A 17,989-nucleotide genomic window follows, 5' to 3' on the forward strand; every position below is an offset into this window, starting at 1 on the left:
AAAAATCTGTGAGGTTTATATTGTTAATCGGGAAATTGGATCCAATTTAAAATCCTCCCTTGGGGGTTGGGAGGTTTTTAACTACATTTAAAAACCAAAACACCTTCAATATTTCATTTATGATCAAAAGCTCCCTTTTAACGCTGTTTACATTCACGGTTTTTTTTCTGTATTTCCCTTCCGTTTCAGCCCAAAATGATGTCTTTCAACAACTGGAAGAAATCGCCGTTGTTGAGGAAAAAGTTATGATGCCCATGCGGGACGGCGTTCGACTGGCAACTGATATATACCGGCCAAAAACCGATAAAAAAGTACCCATCATCTTTTCACGAACCCCTTATAATTTTGCAACCTGGCAGGATGGGGAACAAAAAACAAGGACCGCTGCCCAGGCTCTGGAGGCGGTTAAAAGGGGTTACGCTTACGTAGTGCAAAATGAGAGAGGGCGTTATTTTTCTGAAGGAGAATGGGATATCCTGGGAGTCCCTTTGACAGATGGCTATGATGCCTTCTCCTGGATGAAAGATCAATCCTGGTCCAACGGAAAAATTGGCACCCTTGGGTGTTCATCTACGGCCGAATGGCAAATGGCGGTTGGGGCTCTGGACCATCCTTCCCACGCAGCTATGGTGCCACAGGCATACGGTGCCGGAGTAGGAACGGTTGGGGATTTTCAAGAGCAGGGGAACTGGTATAGGGGAGGTGTGGAACAGCTGTTGTTCTTTTCCTGGCTATACGGGGTAGAACACGATAAATTCAAACCGCGTATCCCCGAAGGAGCTACTCAAGAAGACCTGATAAGGATCTCAAGATTCTATGACCTCGCTCCCGAGAATCCGCCGGTTGATATGGCCGAAGCCTTAAAACATTTGCCAATACAGGATATGCTGAAAAACATGCACGGAAAAAAAGAGATCTTTGATAAAATGGTAAGGCGCAAACCCAATGACCCCGCCTGGTTTGAAGGAGGATTGTATCATGATACTATGGACCTGAAAGTTCCCGGATTCTGGTTCGTTTCCTGGTATGATGTTTCTGTGGGGCCAAATATCGCTTTATTCAATCACCTAAGGAAGAACAGCGAAAACAAGGATGATCAATATCTTGTAATCGCGCCTACGCTGCATTGCGCATTCACACGGGCTACTGAAAATACTGTTGTTGGAGAACTAAGCGTAGGAGATGCCAGGCTAAACTATGAGGAGCAGATCTATTCCTGGTTTGATCTCTGGCTGAAGGGTGAAAAGAATGATTTCAAGGAAAAGACCCCCCGCGTACAGTATTTCACTATGGGCAGTAATGAATGGCAGGCTGCAGAAACCTGGCCGCCGGCGAAAGCAAAAATGACCACATATTATCTTAACAGCAATGGAAATGCCAATGTGCCCGGGAACGGAACACTATCCTCTAAAAAACCGGGAAATCAATCTCCGGCCGACAGTTTTACTTATGACCCGATGAATCCCGTGCCGTCTTTGGGAGGGAATGTTTGCTGCACAGGAAACGCCGTACAGGGCGGCGCCTTTGATCAACAGGAACAGGAAAAAAGAGAGGATATTCTTGTGTACACCACAGAGCCCTTAAAGGAGGGAGTAGAAGTTTCAGGGTTTATTGAAACTACCCTGTATGTATCTTCAGATGTGAAGGATACAGATTTCACCATAAAATTGATTGACGTGCATCCGGACGGCAAGGCTTTTAACCTTAACGAAACCATACAGCGTGTAAGGTACCGGGAAGGTTATGATAAAGAATTATTTATGGAAGAAGGGCAGGTATACGAGCTTAAGTTATCGCCTATGTCTACCAGTAATTATTTTAAAAAAGGCCATAGCATTCGCATAGAGATCTCCAGCAGTAACTTTCCGCGCTTTGCCAGAAACCTGAATACCGGCGGAAATAATTTTGATGAAAAAGAAGGGGTGATCGCGAATAATAAAGTGCACCATTCGGGAAAACATGCTTCCTTTATAAAACTGCCTATGGTGAAGAAATAAAGCATTCCGGCGTGCCGGTTTTACCTGAAAACCTCACAGGTTTCAATAACCTGAGAGGTTGGTTCGAACTTCAGGAGGAGGATACGAGGGGAGGTTTAGCATTCTTCAAAATAAACCAAAAGCAATAACCAAAAGCTCCTTCCCTTGAAAGTGAAGGTGGATTGAGCGGCTACCGCTCAAGACGGAAGGGTTCCCGGGTGTGGGAGTGTCAATCCAAGGATCCCTCACCGGTTTTAAAAACCTGTGAGGTTTTTTCTAATTTTGGATCAGGACAACTTTTCCAGCTGTTTCATCACCTCTTCGGCTTCGTAAGTTTTTTGGTCGCTCAGTTTCCTGTTGGTCCCGGAAAGCTCATAAGACTCTTTTTGCAGCTGTTGATATTTCTCCTGTAACTTTTCTTTTTCTGTTTTCTTTTTGAATATCCCGAACATACCGTGATTTTTAAGATTAATCATCCAACGAATTACACGGGTGAAGATACAAAATGTTTAAACTATTAATTAAAATATTGAACAAAATATTTAAAAAATAAGCGGAAATATCATACAAAGGCCCTGCGATGGATGTTAATTCCTCCTTTTAAGGAAATTTTGAATTGCTGTAAATGGGTAATCCATTTCCGGAAACCTGGATATAGGTAGGACTAAAAAAAGTAATACTAATTTTTTCATAACCGCCCATTTTTTATAGGCTGCTTTGCTTAAATTGGGAATGTAAAAATTTTAAATATATGCCGGTTATAAAGCTACAAACCTATATTAAAGCAAATATTTACCTTGTTTTTGACTTATCGAGAAGTATTGACCTTCAATCCAAATATGTTACAGATTCCAGTGAAAAAGCTATAGCAGGAAGAACAACCGGGTTAATAAACCTTGGCGAAACTGTTACCTATAGGGGAAAACACCTTGGTATTAAGCAAAATCTTACTTCCAGGGTAACCGATTTTCACCGGCCCAATTTTTTTGCAGATGAAATGGTGAAAGGTGCTTTTAAAAGTTTTAGACATGAACACCATTTCATTGCTACAGGAGAGGGCACAATAATGAAAGACGAGTTTAATTTTCAGTCTCCGCTGGGCGTTCTGGGGAAACTGGCAAATACTTTATTTCTAAAATCCTATATGACCAGGTTCCTTGAAAACCGGAATAAGGTGATCAAAGAGTTTGCAGAAAGTGGAAGGTGAAAGGAAATTATGCCCGAACCCCAAAGGGAGTAAGAGTTTTGAAAACCGCTAATATGGAGCAATTCAACCCTGCACCCTCCGGCTCAAATATCTAATATTCTTTAAAATCCCCATGGATCTTCAGCATTGAGGTAAGGACTGGCGAATGTTGTCCAGGAAGTGGTGTTTAATTCCCTGCCGTCAATATTCATTGGAGTGAACCTAACTTTATAGTTTCCCTTTTTGTTATATGTAAAAGCCCCGGAACACATGTTATGACCCACGTAGAGTTTGCCCTTCCATTCCTGAATGTAATAGGTGGTTAATTTCCCTGTGGTAAGATCCATTACTTCAGTTTTAAACCATATTTGAGCATTAGCTTTTTCTGAAATATTAAAAATGGCATTTGCTTCGGGACCACAACCATAGAATTGCACATTGGTTTCAGCAAAAACAATTTTTAAATTTTTATCGAGGGGTGCTGCATTTTGCAATCCAGTTGTTTCCCAATAGACCATTTCATCTTCTTTTTTTAGGGGATTATATCGCTGGTTAAAATTCTTCAGGATGTCCTCATCAGGTTTGGCTGAAAGTTTTAAGTAGTACTTCCTGTTTGGCAACAGGCTTTGAACAGGTTTAAATATAGCCTGGGTAAGCATCATTTGCCCCCGAAGGATTCCCTTAAGCTCTAAAATGATCTTTTCCCCATCATCTGTTTCCAGGTAAACTTCCCGTGTTCCAAGCGCTTCAATTTGTGGTTGACTATAGGCATAACCTTCTACAATAAACATAGGATTGAGGCTTATCTCCTTTTGCTGCGGAAAAAACTGTATCCCGCTCATAGTACATTCATAATTTCCGGCTTGAATGGAAAGGGTAAGGCTAAGGCGGAAAAATAAGGAAAGATATTTCATAATTGCAGAGATTATAAAGCGATAAGTAGCAGCAATTGTTGTTCCGAACAGTTGAAGGGTTTAATATGTAATCATTTTTATTTCCCGGCAAATGCAACCATATATGATTATCTGGCAGTGATTAAAAAGTAGCTTTATACGTAACGTCAAATCTTACTTCACTAACTTGATTTGAATTTATAGTAACTGGAAAGATCGCGGTTGAACTATGAAAGTTTGAATAAAATTTACCATCCTCTTTTACAAACAGGCTATAATCTCCGGGTTCAAGTTCAACTTGAAAGAATCCATCGCTATCAGATTCTACCATGGCTACCAGGTTTGTATTTATTGCCGAATAAAAGGGGGTGAAACCTATTTGTTCCACATCAGCATTTGTGGTCAATTCATACACATATACCTCTCTCTTAACCTGGCAAATCGTTCCTCGTCCCACCGGCATGAAATCGCCGCTCCAAAACCACACGTCTCCCCACAGTCCTTGTTCAATGGAGACTTTCTGGTTGTTCCTGGGTGGATTGGTTTGTGAATAACAATTTGATTCCGGTTTAGAATCAACGCTACAGGATATAAAAGGCATTATTATTAAAACTGCAAATACTAACCGAAGAAGTCGGTTTTTGAATGAATTAATCAGGTTTAATTGCAATGGTAAGATTTAAATGACAATAATATTAAAATTTCATTATCCGGCATGGATGCCGGGGGCAGAACCCGTGTTTTGTGACAGACTAACGGTTCTTTAATTGGTTTTCCAGTTCAGCAATTCTTTCAGAACTTTTTTTAATAGCTATCCGGGCAGCTAACCTTAATTCAAGTTCGTCTACTACTATCGCTGCCATTTCCTCCAAGATATCCAATTGGCCCTTATGAATAAACCGCTGTTTCTTGTCAATTATACAAAGTGTACCAAGATTGTGTCCGTCTTTGGTTTGCAGGGGAGCAGCCGCATAAAACCTTAGTCCAAAATCACTGCAAACCAGCGGATTTGTCATGCAGCGTGGATCTTCAATAGCATTTTCCACAAGATAAACATCTTTAGAAAGTATTGCTGAAGCACATAAGCCGGGCTCCCGGTCAATCTGTTTCACACCTTCAAGTCCATATTGGGATTTAAACCAAATTCTGTCCTCGTCTACTATACTTATGATTGCTATTGGCACGTTAAACATCTTGGAGGCCAAAACTGTTATACGGTCAAAATTACCATCTTTTGGAGTATCAAGGATGTCATAGCGGTTTACCGCTTTAATTCTTTCTGTTTCAATAGTATTTAATTCCATAATGAAAGATGTGAATGGTCTAAATTAAGAAATTTTTTTATATTGTTTACTCTTTAAATCCGGATATGGGGGATTGTTGAAAACTGTGAATCAATATATTAGCACTTTCAGCGCTTATACCTTGCGTAGATCGCGCTTCGAAGGAAGAGGAGTGAGAGGTTTTATCATTATTTCATAGCCTCAAATTCTTTTTGGCCTATTTGGTTTTCGGTGATGGTTAATTGTGGCCGTACAGTAATTATTCCCGGAATAGCTCCCCCTCTTACAAAGTATTCTTTTCCTTTTTCAACCTTGATCTTAATTTCTTCTTTAGTTTCCGTTATGGCAAAAAAACTTTGATCTCCAAAATTTTTGGTTTGGAGGACAAACTTTTCGCCTCCTCTCAGTCGGCCCAGGATGGAGTCATTTCCGTCTTTTATTTTATATCCGAAGGATCCTAAGGCAGCTACAGATAATTTAGGTCTGTAAAAATGAATTAATGCATAATTACTGTCCTCCGGAAGTCTGGATTTGTTTTTTTGATCCCTTTTTTTAGATATATTAGCTATAGCCACCGCATCCAGATTCCGGTATATTTTAGCCTGTAACCTGTAACAGGTACTGCCCAAAAATGCCGGTTCTGTTAGTTCAACAATTTTAATAATATTAGCACCGGCCTCTCTGGCTTTTGCGGTGGCATCCTCAATTACCTTCAAGTAGCCGCATTCTATTGTAAACCCGGAATCCCCAATTTTTATATCTCCCACAAATTCAGAATTTTCAGGCAGGGTTTCCTTTTCGGTTAGAACAACTATAGGATCGCTGTTTTGAAGCTTTGAGAAATTTTGATGGGCCAATTGGGTTGAAATGCTGGTAGCACAACCTGTGAATAAGATGATACCGGGGAGGAGGAATAGTTTTTTCATTAAGCTTTATTGAGCAGGAACACGTATTTTAGATTCTTTAATTTCATTTTATTTTTATTTGCTTCTAACGCTATTGTAACAGGACATAAGACTTCAAGGCGCTTTTCGTTTATTTCGTAATTGTACCAAGCTCAAACCTGCCTGCCGGTAGGCATGTTCATAAAATCGCAGATTCGGCGGAGTCAAACTTTGTGCAGCGACTGAAGACTTCGCAAAGTCGTTTAATTCAAAATAACCTCCATTGCTTTTTCTAAAAATTCGTCCCGTCCTTCTTTAAAGCCAACAATAGATTTATTGACATATATATCCGGTAATACTCCTATGGCATGAAGTTGAGAACCATCGTGCTTTACCACCTTCATTCCGGTCCAACTAATACTGAAATTTCCTAAAAGTGTAAAAGGGTTTATATTCCCATTTGTGCCTGCAGTGGGTTGACCCACTATAGTTGCTAATTCATATCCTTCAATAAAACTCATATAGCTTTCAGCATAGCTTATAGCCCTTCCATCAATAATAAATACAACTTTTTTATCTCCTAAATATGGTTTCCGTGGTTGTAGCTCCCAGCCAAAATATTCAAATCCTGTACTCTTTTCCTGATCAGGATAAACTGTTTTAGGAACTCTCATCCACTGTTTGGAATCGTCCTTTTCTTTCAAAAGATGTGAGATAAAACCATGGTTTCCGTTAGGGTAACCTCTTAGATCGCAAATTATTCCTTTTGCCTGTTGTAGTTGTGGTAAAAGGGAAGTAATGGTGTCCATCTCTATTTTGCTGAGGTTGAGATAATAAATATTTTCATCCAGCAGTTTATAATCATTTTCCTGCATGGCTACATCATTATAACCATATTCATATTTGTGTTCGCGGTTCAGGGTAATATTTTTATTTTTTATCTCTAAAACCATTTGCTCGCCTTTTTCACCCAAAAGGCTTTTGTGTTGCGCTCTATAATTTAACCATCCTTTAGTGCCTGCCGAAATTCTGGAATTAATTTCCTTAAAATAAGATTCTGGTAATTGATTATTGACTTTGGTGACTATATCGCCAACTTGTATTCCTGAACTCTCATCTTTAACCCTGGTAACAACCAACTTCCCTTCAATCCACTCCCAGTTAATGGGTGGAATATATTCCCGGGTTTCAGGACCATTCACATGGATATGCCCATCTTTTAAAGGTGCAGTAAATTTTTGCAAAGTGACAAGATGATCATATTCCGTTTGGTCATTGAAGCTTCTATGTAAAGCGGTTGTTAATTCTTTTTCCCAATCCACATCCACTTCATCAAAGTAGGGGTAAAAATGTTGGAACACATTGTATGTGTTTATGACATTTCCTAAGAAAACCGATTGATTGTCCAGACTTTCATTTACACTGTTCAACTTCTCCTGTAAAGAGTCAAAGCCTGTGCTTTCAGGGTATGTAATTTCAGCATTACCATACAGGTTTAAAGGTATCTGAGCAAAAATGCCGTCACCAATTTCTTTTTCTATGAGCTCCCCGAATTTTGGAAAGTAGTCAAAAAGTTTCGTTCCTTTTACTTTCCTGATCTTTCCTTCATAAGCAATAACCGCACTTTGTTTGCCTTCTTTTCTTTCGCTGGTTGAAACCGAATATGAATAGCCATTACTGTTCCCTCTCCAATCTGATTGTTCATTTTTGACCCCAATTGTATTAGCTTCAAAATCATTGTTCATTATTGGTATTTCTACCCATTCGTTGTTCTCTTTGTAATACAAATGGACATCATCGATAAACAAAGTTCCTTTACCTTTCATAAAACTTCCCAGGACCAGCCCTGATGCCAGACCATCTATTGTCCCCTCAATTTCATATTGGGCCCATTCATTACTTTTAATAGGGTTAGCATCCATATTCTCAAAAAAGCCCATCGTCTTTACAGCCTTATCAACTCTTAACCATAAATGCCCCGTACCTTTTGAGCCTTCTTTAAGTTTTGCCCAACCCGTATATTTTATTTCCTTTCCTAAATATTTTTCAGGATCCAGAAATAACGCGAGGCTACCAAAACTACCTGACTCATCAATTTCAGTATATCTGTTAACTCTAACACTATTATAAACACCACCCTGATTATTCATGCCCAGTGATACACCTTTGTGTTGCCAGTAGGTTGGGTTATAATCATCCAAAGCGTCTGGTGTGATCATAGCCATATCATAAGCCTGCTTTGTATTAGAGAATACCACTCCTGGCGCGACAGGTTTAAACAAGTCATTTAATGTAGCAATTACCTCCTCTGTATTATTACATTTTAAAATTTCGCCTGCTCCATAAGCTGCAAAACTGTTCCAATCTATTTTCGCGGCTTCATCACTGGGATGAAAGTATTTTACATAACCATAAGCTTTAGCAAAAGCTTTTAAATTGCTCACCTTTTCTTGGTGCTCGGTCAGTTTTTCCTGAGGCTTTTTCTCGTTTGATAGATCTCCTTTACACCCAATTATTAGAAATCCTATTAAAAATATTCTGAATCTTTTTTTCATTCTAATTACTGATGTTGTAATAGCTTGTTGGTAGCGTCTCGTATAAAAACAGTGCGAGCGGGCGAGCGTGATTGTCCGCAGGACAATCCGCTGAGCAAACGAGCACGGACTTTCGATTAAGCACTAATTTAGCATTGTTTTTATATATTGTTACCTACTTTAGCGACACACACGATTAAGACCGCAAAGATCTCCGTCCGATTATTGGTCCATAGTTGAGTTTCCTAATCGGCAGTACGAACTTTGGAATAATGCCATCGAGGGGTTTAAATGGTAAAAACACTGCTTTTCCTAAATTCTGCAGGTAGGGTCGCAGCTCATGAAGTAAGCGGTAGTAAATCTAAAAATTTTCTTAAAATAATTAACATAAAAGCTAAGAAAGTTTTAACAGTAATGGAGAGTTAAGCATTGCAATTTTCGTTTCCCGTTTACCCTTTACTTTATACAATATTCAGTTTTAAATACTTGTTGCAGGATGTGGCCTGTATATTGGAAATCAGAAGATTGGTCGGTAATAACCGGGAAATAGTCTCAAAAATTTAGGAAAACATTGGGATTGGTTTAAAAACCCTAAGGTAATTAAATTTCGTAAATTAAGTAATTGATTATTAACCAGTTAAAATATTACATTATGAAAAATTACATTTTTTATCTCACTGCTTTTTTATTCATTTTCACATCCTGTGAAAAAGAAGAGATGGAACCGGAACTTATGGAAGCTTCCCTTCAAACTGAACTGGTAAATGGGGAAAAAGCCCATATTAAAAATGTGCAGAGCTTTAAAGCTCATCTTTCCGGAGACCAGGAAGTTCCGCCTGTAGAGACCAATGCTACGGGACAAACTATTTTCAAGCTTAGCAAAGATGGCAGCACACTTTCTTACAAATTGATTGTTGCAAATATTGAAAATGTAATGGCAGCCCATATCCATGTAGGGGAAGTTGGAAATAACGGTCCCGTAGCGGTTACTTTGTATTCCGGACTTATAGAGGGAAGAACAAGCGGTGTTCTGGCAGAAGGTACTATTACAAGTGAGGATATTCCCAATTATACCCTTGCCCAACTTGTAGACATTATGCTTGCTGGCGGCACGTATGTAAATGTGCATACCACGCAAAATCCCGGCGGAGAAATACGGGGACAAATTTCCGGCAATTGAAATAAATAATTTTTTTCTCCAAAGAATAATCAACAGATCCCTGAAAAGGGGTCTGTTTTTTTGTTTGTAGTATGTTTTATAAAAGTAGGGATGCGTATGAGATGGGAAACAAGTCTCGGATTACATTGCAGGCCTTATGGAGATCCGGGTATTGTTGAAAACTGGAAGTGGGATATTGAAAAGGTGGTATTGCGAAATCACGAATTACAAATACATACCCACCTGGATCAATGCCGAAAATTTAAGGTAAAGGTGGTTCCCACATTGGACTGGCTGCTGGCCTTAATTTCACCTCCCAGGCTATTCATATAACTTTTTACCAAATACAGCCCAATCCCCTTGCTGTCGTGATGGTCTGTAAACACCTGGTGCAGCTCAAATAACTTTTTTCCGTTTTTTTCCATATCCAGGCCTATGCCGTTGTCTGAAAACTGCATTTGAGTCCCAGCATCCTTTCTTTCGGCAGTAATGGATATTACCGGTGGTATTCCCGGTTTGGAATATTTTATTGAATTGGTGATTAAGTTTAGAAAAATGCTGTGCAGATAGTATTTGTTGACCTCCAGGAATTCCACCTCGCCAAGATCTATCACGAATCTGGTATTGGAATTCTCTATTAAAGTGCGAAGGGAGTCTATGATCGTATGAAGTATCTCCTTTACATTTACTTGCTCTAATCCGGGTTTTAATAACCGGTTTTCCTTAAGGTGGTCTACCTGCTCATTTAAAGTGTCCTTTAATTTTTGAACCGCTTTCCCTATTAATTCTAGGTACATAAGGGTTTCATCATCTTCTATTGTGGAAAGGTCGAGTAAATTAAACAGGGAGATTAAATTATTTACCGGTGACCTCAAATCGTGAGCGGTAGTATAACTTAATTTTGTGAGTCCGGAGTTTGTAAAAGTGAGGTCCTTAATACGAAAATGACGATCTTCTTCCAGCTTTTTAAGATGGGTAATATTCTTGGAAATGGCATAGATCAATTCTTTCTCGGGTACCGGGATGGAGGTCCAGGTAAGCCACACGATCTCGCCGGTTTTGGTGATATAGCGATTTTGAAAATGCAGTAAAGGTATTCCCTGCAGGATCGCTGCCCGGGTTTCGGCAGTGTTCTTCTTGTCTTCGGGATGAACAAAATGGCTTATGGGACTGGCAAATAATTCCTCCCGGGAAAAGCCCATTAACTTAATGAAAGCGGGATTTACCTCCCGGAAGAATCCGTCAAACCCGGCTATGCACAGGTAATCCTGAGATTGTGAAAAAAAAGGTTCCAGGTCCGGGGCCTGCTCAATATTTTTAAATTCCATAGTAGGTGTAGGATTCAGGTAAAAATAGGTAAAATTAGTTTTGAGTACCCTCATGATTGTATTTTGTATTTGAGAATTGAGAATTGAGTAGTGAGTATTGAGTATTGAGTTGGATCGTATAAGAATTCTGTAATTTGGAGTGGTTAGGTGGTGGAATTGAGCTAGGAGATTTTGAAAAATTGTATAGGGTATATTGTAACTGGTGGTTTTGAGCACTCTGGTTTTAAAAGCGCCCGATTAAAATCTGAGCTAATTATTTCGTAACTTGTATAGGTTGAAGTTAAACCTCTAATCTGGCTTGCGGCCGGTGAGCCAACATCAAAATGAAAAATTTCAGGGTTGGAATCAGTTCAGTTTCTAAATTCCTAATAAGAGGATTTTTTACCTCTTTGTTTCTCCTGTTGCAATTTGGTTCCCTGAGCTGTTCTTCGGCTAAATCTACATACCCCTCTCATTGGTCACCAATAATTCCAGATGTTTCTGCAGATTATTCCGGATATTATAATGAAGCTTTGATCCCGCTATTAAGTGGTGCAGCAGTACGTACCAAAGAGGCAGATTGTATAAAGCATTTTATTATTAATGCCGGCGAGATGAAATATAACGACACCTGCAAAGGAAAAACAGATTCTTTATCTACAGCATATGTCAGCATATGTCCCAATATCAAATATAGATTTCGATCTTAAACAGGAACAGAAAAAAGAGGGACTACAAATCACTTTTCAACCACGTAGTGTAGCCGGAAATCCGGTTGCGGGCTATCAGAAGGAATATGTATACCTTTATAAAGCCCGAGATGGAAGTCTTGTCGTGGAGAAAGTGGATAAGGTTTATGGAATGGCCTATATGGTTATTCCGGTGGCTGCCAGTGAACGGTATTGGTATCGGTTTAAGGATGGAAGGGTAGAGGTTATTGAACAGTAAGAAACTGTATTATGTAAAGTGTAGTATTGCCAAGCAAGGCAGATCTGATCTCCAGAATGAGCAATATAAAGGAAAAGGCCTGGAGTCAGATGGATGAATTTTTTATATCTAAATTTTAATATCTAACTCCGGACTCCAAACTCTTTACTTCAATCTAAACTCTAACCTGCCTGCGGCAGGCAGGCTCCTAAAGAGCTAGCGGCAGGCACTAAATACTAAACTCCTAACTACCCATGGTCAAAACGCAAATTGAATTACCGCTTGTGCTGCCCCAGGTGCCAGATGAAAAGGATACCTGCGTACAGCGGCTTATGGAGCAATTACAGACGCGGGAAGGGATCGTGAAGGTGCATCTGGCTGATAAGAAGGAGGCCGGCCAGCCAATGCTGTGTTTTCATTATAACAGCGACCTGATATCCCTGGACCGCATAAGGTCGCTGGCAAAAAGCACCGGCGCCGGAATTACCGATACCTACGGGCACCTGCTGTTTGAAGTGGAAGGGGTTAGACACGTAAGACATGCCCGGAGTGCTGAACAAGCGCTTTTAGGACTTAAAGGGATATTGGAAGCTTCGGTAACCGGCAGCGGATTCATCCGTCTCGAATTTGAGAAAGCCAAAACAACTTATGAAAGTTTTGTCACTGTCCTGAAAGAGGAAGGTTTGTCTATAAAAAATGGATCGTTGACACCCAGGGATCTTCAACCGGGTGCTGAAAGAAAAGTGTTTCCCTACTCCGAAAAATCAGCCTCAAAAAAAGAAGTCCACAGGCATAAGGAAGGGGAAATCCATGAAGCAGGCCACGATCACGTGCACGCCCATGGAGGAATCTTCGGAAGGAATACCGAACTTATATTTTCCTTTATTTCCGGAGCGCTACTGGCCATAGGCTTCGCTTTTTCCTATAGCTATGCTGTTCCCGAATGGGTAAGCCTTGGCTTTTATATAGGGGCCTATATCTCCGGAAGTTATTATACCGCTAAAGAAGCGTTTGAAACAATATCCAGGGGAGGTTTTGAAATCGACTTTTTAATGCTGGTTGCCGCAATAGGTGCGGCAATTTTGGGGGAATGGGCCGAAGGGGCTTTATTGTTATTTCTCTTTAGTCTGGGTCATGCTCTGGAACATTTCGCCATGAACAAGGCCCGAAAGTCTATTGCTGCCCTGGCAGATCTTAGCCCTAAAACAACCTTACTGAAACGCGATGGAAAGACCGAAGAGGTAGGGATTGAAACATTGAAAGTTGGCGATATCCTCCTTGTAAAACCCCACAGCAGGATCGCGGCAGATGGGGTTGTGATAAGCGGAAGCAGCAGTGTAGACCAGGCATCCATTACCGGGGAAAGTGTACCCGTAGATAAGGTGGCGGTAGAAGATAGCACCCGGGAGTATGGAGAAGGGGAGGAAATAAGCGAAAAAAACCGGGTATTTGCCGGTACCATTAACGGAAACAACAGCCTTGAAATAAAGGTGCTCAAAGAGGCTAAGGATTCTACTCTTGCACGCCTGGTACAACTGGTCAATGAGGCTCAAACCCAGAAATCACCCACCCAGTTGCTTACAGATAAATTTGAAAAATATTTTGTGCCCACGGTACTGCTGCTGGTGATCCTGTTGCTGTTTGCCTTTATGGTGATAGAGGAGCCCTTCAGCGCAAGTTTTTACAGGGCAATGGCTGTGTTGGTGGCTGCCAGCCCTTGTGCTTTGGCAATCTCTACCCCCAGTGCGGTGCTTAGCGGGGTTGCCCGCGCGGCGAGGGGAGGAGTGCTCATAAAAGGTGGCCGGCCACTGGAAGACCTGGGATCCCTGACCGCCCTGGCCTTTGACAAGACCGGCACCCTTACCGAAGGAAAACCAAAACTTATCAATGTGTTACCTCTGGCAGATCTGGACGAAACTGAAGTTCTCAAAATTGCGGTAGCGGTGGAACAGCTCAGCGATCACCCCCTGGCCAGGGCGGTGGTGCGGGATGGAAAACAACGATTGCCTGCATTTGAACAATCGCAGGCCTCCAGGCTTGAGACGGTATTGGGCAGGGGAATAATAGCTACCCTGGAGAAGGATCGCATTTATATTGGGAACCTGGATCTCTATGAAGATCTTGATGATGTTAAACCTTCCGAAGAAATAAGAACAATGGTGCGTGAGCTGGAGGCGGACGGGAAAACCACAATGCTTCTTCGGAAAAATGACACCTATATAGGCGTGCTGGCCTTAATGGACACGCCGCGGAAAGCAGCTAAAGCAACCCTTCTGAAGCTGAAAGCGCTTGGCATCAAACGAATGATCATGCTCTCGGGCGACAATCAGCAGGTGGCCAACACTATCGCCAAAGAAATTGGCCTTTCCGAAGCCTGGGGTGGTTTGTTGCCGGAAGGAAAAGTCGCTGCCATTAAAAAATTAAAGCAGGAGGAATCAAAGGTGGCGATGGTGGGAGACGGGGTGAATGATGCCCCGGCAATGGCCCACAGCACTGTAGGAATTGCTATGGGAGCTGCCGTAAGTGATGTGGCCCTGGAAACCGCTGATATCGCCCTTCTGGCCGACAGGCTGGAAACCCTTCCCTTTGCTATTGGATTGAGCAGAAAGGCAAAAGCCATCATTAAACAAAATCTCTGGGTGAGTCTGGGGATTGTCGCATTGTTGGTTCCCGCAACAATATTGGGCTTTGCCAATATTGGGGTGGCGGTAGTGATACATGAAGGCTCTACCCTACTGGTGGTGTTTAATGCACTGCGCCTATTGGCTTATAAGGAGTAGTAATGAGTACTTGTTTTAAGGGAGGACAGCCAAATTTTCGATATGCCCAAATTTTCAGGATCACATTTCAGGGGGTTGAATTTATTAGTTCCTGATTTTATGAACTTTGCAATTCATTTTTTGATTAAATTGGCTGGAATAAACAAAAAAGTAAATTGTGAAGCATCTCCTGATTTTATTTATTTTTTTTGCCGGGCTGCCGGCGGCATTTAGTCAGCAGGTGAAATTGCTAACGGTCAATGAGCTGCATGAGCGATTGGAGCAGGGCAGGGATACGACTTATGTTGTGAATTTCTGGGCAACCTGGTGTGCACCCTGTATAAAGGAACTGCCTTATTTTGAAAAATTGCAGGAAGAGAAACGAAAGGAAAAATTCAAAGTTTTGCTGGTGAGTGTAGATTTTAAGTCGCAGTTGGAAAAGAGGGTGATCCCGTTTGTGGGAAAACACGGTCTTAAAAATGAAGTTTTTCTCCTGGATGAAAAGGACCAACAGGAATATATAGACAGAATTCACAAAGACTGGAGTGGGGCGATCCCGGCTACATTATTTGTAAAAGGAAAGAATCAAAAGTTTATAGAAAAGGAATTCACCTATTCTCAATTGCTTTCAGAATATAACAAATTCATTAAATAATTACTACTATGAAGATTTCAGCTTTATTTGCATTCCTGCTTTGTGGCCTGCTAGCCACGGCCCAGATCAACACCCTTGAAACAGGTGCTGCCGCGCCCGGCTTCAGTTTAAAGAATATTGACGGGAACATGGTTTCTCCAAAAAATTATCCTGATGCCAAAGGATTTATCCTGGTTTTCACTGCCAACACCTGCCCATATGCCATCGCCTATGAGTCGCGCCTGGTTGAACTTGATAAAAAGTTCTCTTCGCTGGGGTATCCCGTGATTGCCATAAATCCTAATCCGCAATCAATTTCAGCCGGAGATAGTTATGAGAAAATGCAGGTCAAGGCTAAAGAAGCAAATTTCAGTTTTCCATATCTTTTGGATGAAGGTCAAAAAATCACCAATTTGTATGGAGCGCGGGTGACACCCCATATTTTTCTGCTTCAAAAAGAGGGAGCGCTATTAAAGATAGTTTATACAGGTGCTATAGATAATGACACCGAGGGCAATAATCCAGATAAGATAAAATATGTGGAAAACGCCATCGCTTCGCTGGAAAAGGGAGAAAATATTGAGGTGACTGCTACCAAAGCCATTGGCTGTACAGTCAAACGGCCGGCGGTTAAATAATGGATACTGTACTTCAGCCCGAGTTTATGGAATGGCCTATATGGTTATTCCGGTGGCTGCCAGTGAACGGTATTGGTTTCGGTTCAAGGATGGAAGGGTAGAGGTTATTGAATAGTAAGTAACAGTAATATCTAAAGGGTAGTATTGAACCGCAAGGCAGATCTGATCTCCCGAATGAGCAATATAAAAGTAAAAGCCTGGAGTCAGGTGGATGAATTTCTAATATCTAAATTTTAAATTCTAATATCTCACTCCTGACTCCAAACTCTTAACTTTTATCTAAACTCCTAACCTGCCTGTAGCAGGCAGGCTCTTAATTCAAATCTGGTTACCCCCTGGTTAACCAGCCTCTTCTGCTGGCGGTGGCCATAGCATAAGGGGTGATCCAGAACAACCCGAACGTATAGAAAATACTGTATGAGTAGATCCAGAACGCTTCGGTTATATTATACTTCTTTGCATAAAAGAATGCCGGAAGGCTTGAGAAAATTAAAATACTCAATAGTGTTGAACTTATAAACAAAACGGGATGTGCAATAAGTAAAATGAACATCATCAGGATAAGAGGATACGCGGTGATCATACCCATCCACTGGTTGAGCAATAAGATACGGGTCCCGGACCTTGATCCTTCCCTGAATGGTTTAAAAGCAAATTTGGACATCATTAGGTTCTCACGCACATTACTCCTTTCCCAACGGGTAAACATTTTATGCAGGCTGCTGTATTTTTCTGGAATATTGGTAAGTACATAGGCATTTCGCTGAAACATTACATGGAAGCCTTGTTTCAGGATCATATTGGTCATTGCCCGGTCTTCTCCAATATCTGTAGGTTGACCCATAAAAGTTTGATTCATCCATTCTTCCAGGCAGTTCATTACCGCATTCCTGCGATACCCCGCCAATGCACCCGGGGTACATAGAACAGATCCCAATACACTTTGTGCAGACCTTATGAATTCAAAACTAAACACAAAGCTCACATTCAGCATACGTGGAATGATCGCCTTTTGATTATTCAACACACGTACATTTCCTGCTACTGCACCACAATTTTCATTAGTTATAAAAGGAGATACCAGGTTGCGCAAAGTATCCTCTTCTACGATAGAATCACTGTCTACAGTTACAAATACATCTCCTGTTCCAAGGTTGAATCCACGGTAAAGCGCGTGTCTTTTTCCCTGGTTATGCGGCTGCTGATAAATAGAAACACGGTCTCCCAGCTCCTTCTTTGCTTTTTGCATCCACTCCCAGGTATCATCCTTACTACCATCATCTATGGCGATCAATTGTAATTTTTCAGCCGGATAACTGCTGTTCACCAGACTTTGAAGGGTAGAATAAACCAGTTTCCCTTCATTGTATGCCGGTACGATAACGGTACAGGTAGGTAATTCTTCATTGCTTACAGAAGCCACAGGCTTGTACCGAAAGAACAATTTGGCAATATAGGCAAGGAACCCCAGCCTGAACAATAACAGGGAAATTCCAACTATAAGCAGGATCATTCCTCCCAGGGTATCCATTCGGTTCATATTCATTTCCTCGATTTGCGGCTGCAACAGGTATACAGAATATGCCGCGCCAATAAGAAGTGCAAAAGTCCCCGCTAAAATGGAAACGTGTCGCTTAGTGAAAATTGCTTTCTTATAGCTTCCGGAAACCCCTTCCTGATCGGTTTTTCCGGAGGTAAGTTCTTCTTGGGTGGGTGTATCAACAAAATTTAATTTTTCAGCCGTAACTGAAGAGCTTAATTTAATTTGTTCTGCAATCATCTTATTATATAAATTTTAATCAATTAATT

At 41.1% G+C, this 17,989-nt stretch carries 16 protein-coding genes; 8 read left to right on the forward strand and 8 right to left on the reverse strand.

The genetic code is table 11. The features are described from left to right. The first annotated feature begins 119 nt into the window (after positions 1 to 119). Entirely contained in the window at positions 120 to 1,997 is a 1,878-nt protein-coding gene (locus FK178_RS02625) for a CocE/NonD family hydrolase (protein WP_146830725.1), read from the forward strand. A 266-nt stretch (positions 1,998 to 2,263) separates the two neighbouring features. Here the strand turns inward: FK178_RS02625 and FK178_RS02630 are convergent, their stop codons facing one another. Next, positions 2,264 to 2,428 (reverse strand): Lacal_2735 family protein, encoded by a 165-nt coding sequence (locus tag FK178_RS02630; RefSeq protein WP_146830727.1) that lies wholly within the window; start codon positions 2,426 to 2,428, stop codon positions 2,264 to 2,266. A gap of 299 nt (positions 2,429 to 2,727) precedes the next feature. Between FK178_RS02630 and FK178_RS02635 the strand changes: the two genes are divergently transcribed. Further along, complete coding sequence (locus tag FK178_RS02635) at positions 2,728 to 3,183, forward strand: SRPBCC family protein (protein WP_146830729.1); 456 nt, start codon at positions 2,728 to 2,730, stop codon at positions 3,181 to 3,183. A 101-nt stretch (positions 3,184 to 3,284) separates the two neighbouring features. On the opposite strand, the gene FK178_RS02640 is transcribed toward FK178_RS02635, so the two are convergent. From FK178_RS02640 to FK178_RS02660, 5 genes are all read right to left on the reverse strand, one after another. Beyond that, entirely contained in the window at positions 3,285 to 4,076 is a 792-nt protein-coding gene (locus tag FK178_RS02640; protein WP_146830731.1) for a hypothetical protein, read from the reverse strand. A gap of 121 nt (positions 4,077 to 4,197) precedes the next feature. Beyond that, complete coding sequence (locus FK178_RS02645) at positions 4,198 to 4,656, reverse strand: hypothetical protein (RefSeq protein WP_146830733.1); 459 nt, start codon at positions 4,654 to 4,656, stop codon at positions 4,198 to 4,200. Positions 4,657 to 4,807: 151 nt separating this feature from the next. Next, entirely contained in the window at positions 4,808 to 5,359 is a 552-nt protein-coding gene (locus FK178_RS02650) for a GAF domain-containing protein (RefSeq protein WP_146830735.1), read from the reverse strand. A gap of 167 nt (positions 5,360 to 5,526) precedes the next feature. Beyond that, a complete protein-coding gene (locus FK178_RS02655; protein ID WP_146830737.1) occupies positions 5,527 to 6,264 on the reverse strand; it encodes a hypothetical protein in 738 nt (245 codons plus the stop codon). 221 nt (positions 6,265 to 6,485) lie between these two features. Then, positions 6,486 to 8,777, reverse strand: a complete 2,292-nt coding sequence (locus tag FK178_RS02660; protein WP_146830739.1) for a S41 family peptidase — start codon at positions 8,775 to 8,777, stop codon at positions 6,486 to 6,488. 631 nt (positions 8,778 to 9,408) lie between these two features. On the opposite strand from FK178_RS02660, the gene FK178_RS02665 reads away from it, so the two are divergent. Further along, complete coding sequence (locus tag FK178_RS02665) at positions 9,409 to 9,936, forward strand: CHRD domain-containing protein (protein ID WP_205677207.1); 528 nt, start codon at positions 9,409 to 9,411, stop codon at positions 9,934 to 9,936. Positions 9,937 to 10,163: 227 nt separating this feature from the next. Here FK178_RS02665 and FK178_RS02670 read toward each other — a convergent pair whose 3' ends face one another. Then, a complete protein-coding gene (locus tag FK178_RS02670) occupies positions 10,164 to 11,297 on the reverse strand; it encodes a sensor histidine kinase (protein WP_146830741.1) in 1,134 nt (377 codons plus the stop codon). 269 nt (positions 11,298 to 11,566) lie between these two features. Here FK178_RS02670 and FK178_RS02675 point away from each other — a divergent pair, with 269 nt between their 5' ends. From FK178_RS02675 to FK178_RS02695, 5 genes are all read left to right on the forward strand, one after another. Then, positions 11,567 to 11,932, forward strand: a complete 366-nt coding sequence (locus FK178_RS02675; RefSeq protein ID WP_146830743.1) for a hypothetical protein — start codon at positions 11,567 to 11,569, stop codon at positions 11,930 to 11,932. Further along, positions 11,889 to 12,170 carry a hypothetical protein gene (locus tag FK178_RS02680; RefSeq protein ID WP_146830745.1) on the forward strand — a complete coding sequence of 94 codons (282 nt, stop codon included), beginning with the start codon at positions 11,889 to 11,891 and terminating at the stop codon, positions 12,168 to 12,170. Before FK178_RS02675 ends, FK178_RS02680 begins: the two co-directional genes overlap by 44 nt. A 233-nt stretch (positions 12,171 to 12,403) precedes the next feature. Then, entirely contained in the window at positions 12,404 to 14,929 is a 2,526-nt protein-coding gene (locus FK178_RS02685) for a heavy metal translocating P-type ATPase (protein ID WP_146830747.1), read from the forward strand. Between the two features lie 157 nt (positions 14,930 to 15,086). Then, complete coding sequence (locus FK178_RS02690; protein WP_240793887.1) at positions 15,087 to 15,563, forward strand: TlpA disulfide reductase family protein; 477 nt, start codon at positions 15,087 to 15,089, stop codon at positions 15,561 to 15,563. 8 nt (positions 15,564 to 15,571) lie between these two features. Further along, positions 15,572 to 16,180: a thioredoxin family protein gene (locus tag FK178_RS02695; RefSeq protein ID WP_146830751.1), complete on the forward strand. Its 609-nt coding sequence runs from the start codon at positions 15,572 to 15,574 to the stop codon at positions 16,178 to 16,180. A 328-nt stretch (positions 16,181 to 16,508) separates the two neighbouring features. Here FK178_RS02695 and FK178_RS02700 read toward each other — a convergent pair whose 3' ends face one another. Continuing rightward, entirely contained in the window at positions 16,509 to 17,960 is a 1,452-nt protein-coding gene (locus FK178_RS02700) for a glycosyltransferase (RefSeq protein ID WP_146830753.1), read from the reverse strand. Between the last annotated feature and the right edge of the window lie 29 nt (positions 17,961 to 17,989).

This window comes from Antarcticibacterium arcticum, assembly GCF_007993795.1.
Taxonomy (GTDB): domain Bacteria; phylum Bacteroidota; class Bacteroidia; order Flavobacteriales; family Flavobacteriaceae; genus Gillisia; species Gillisia arctica.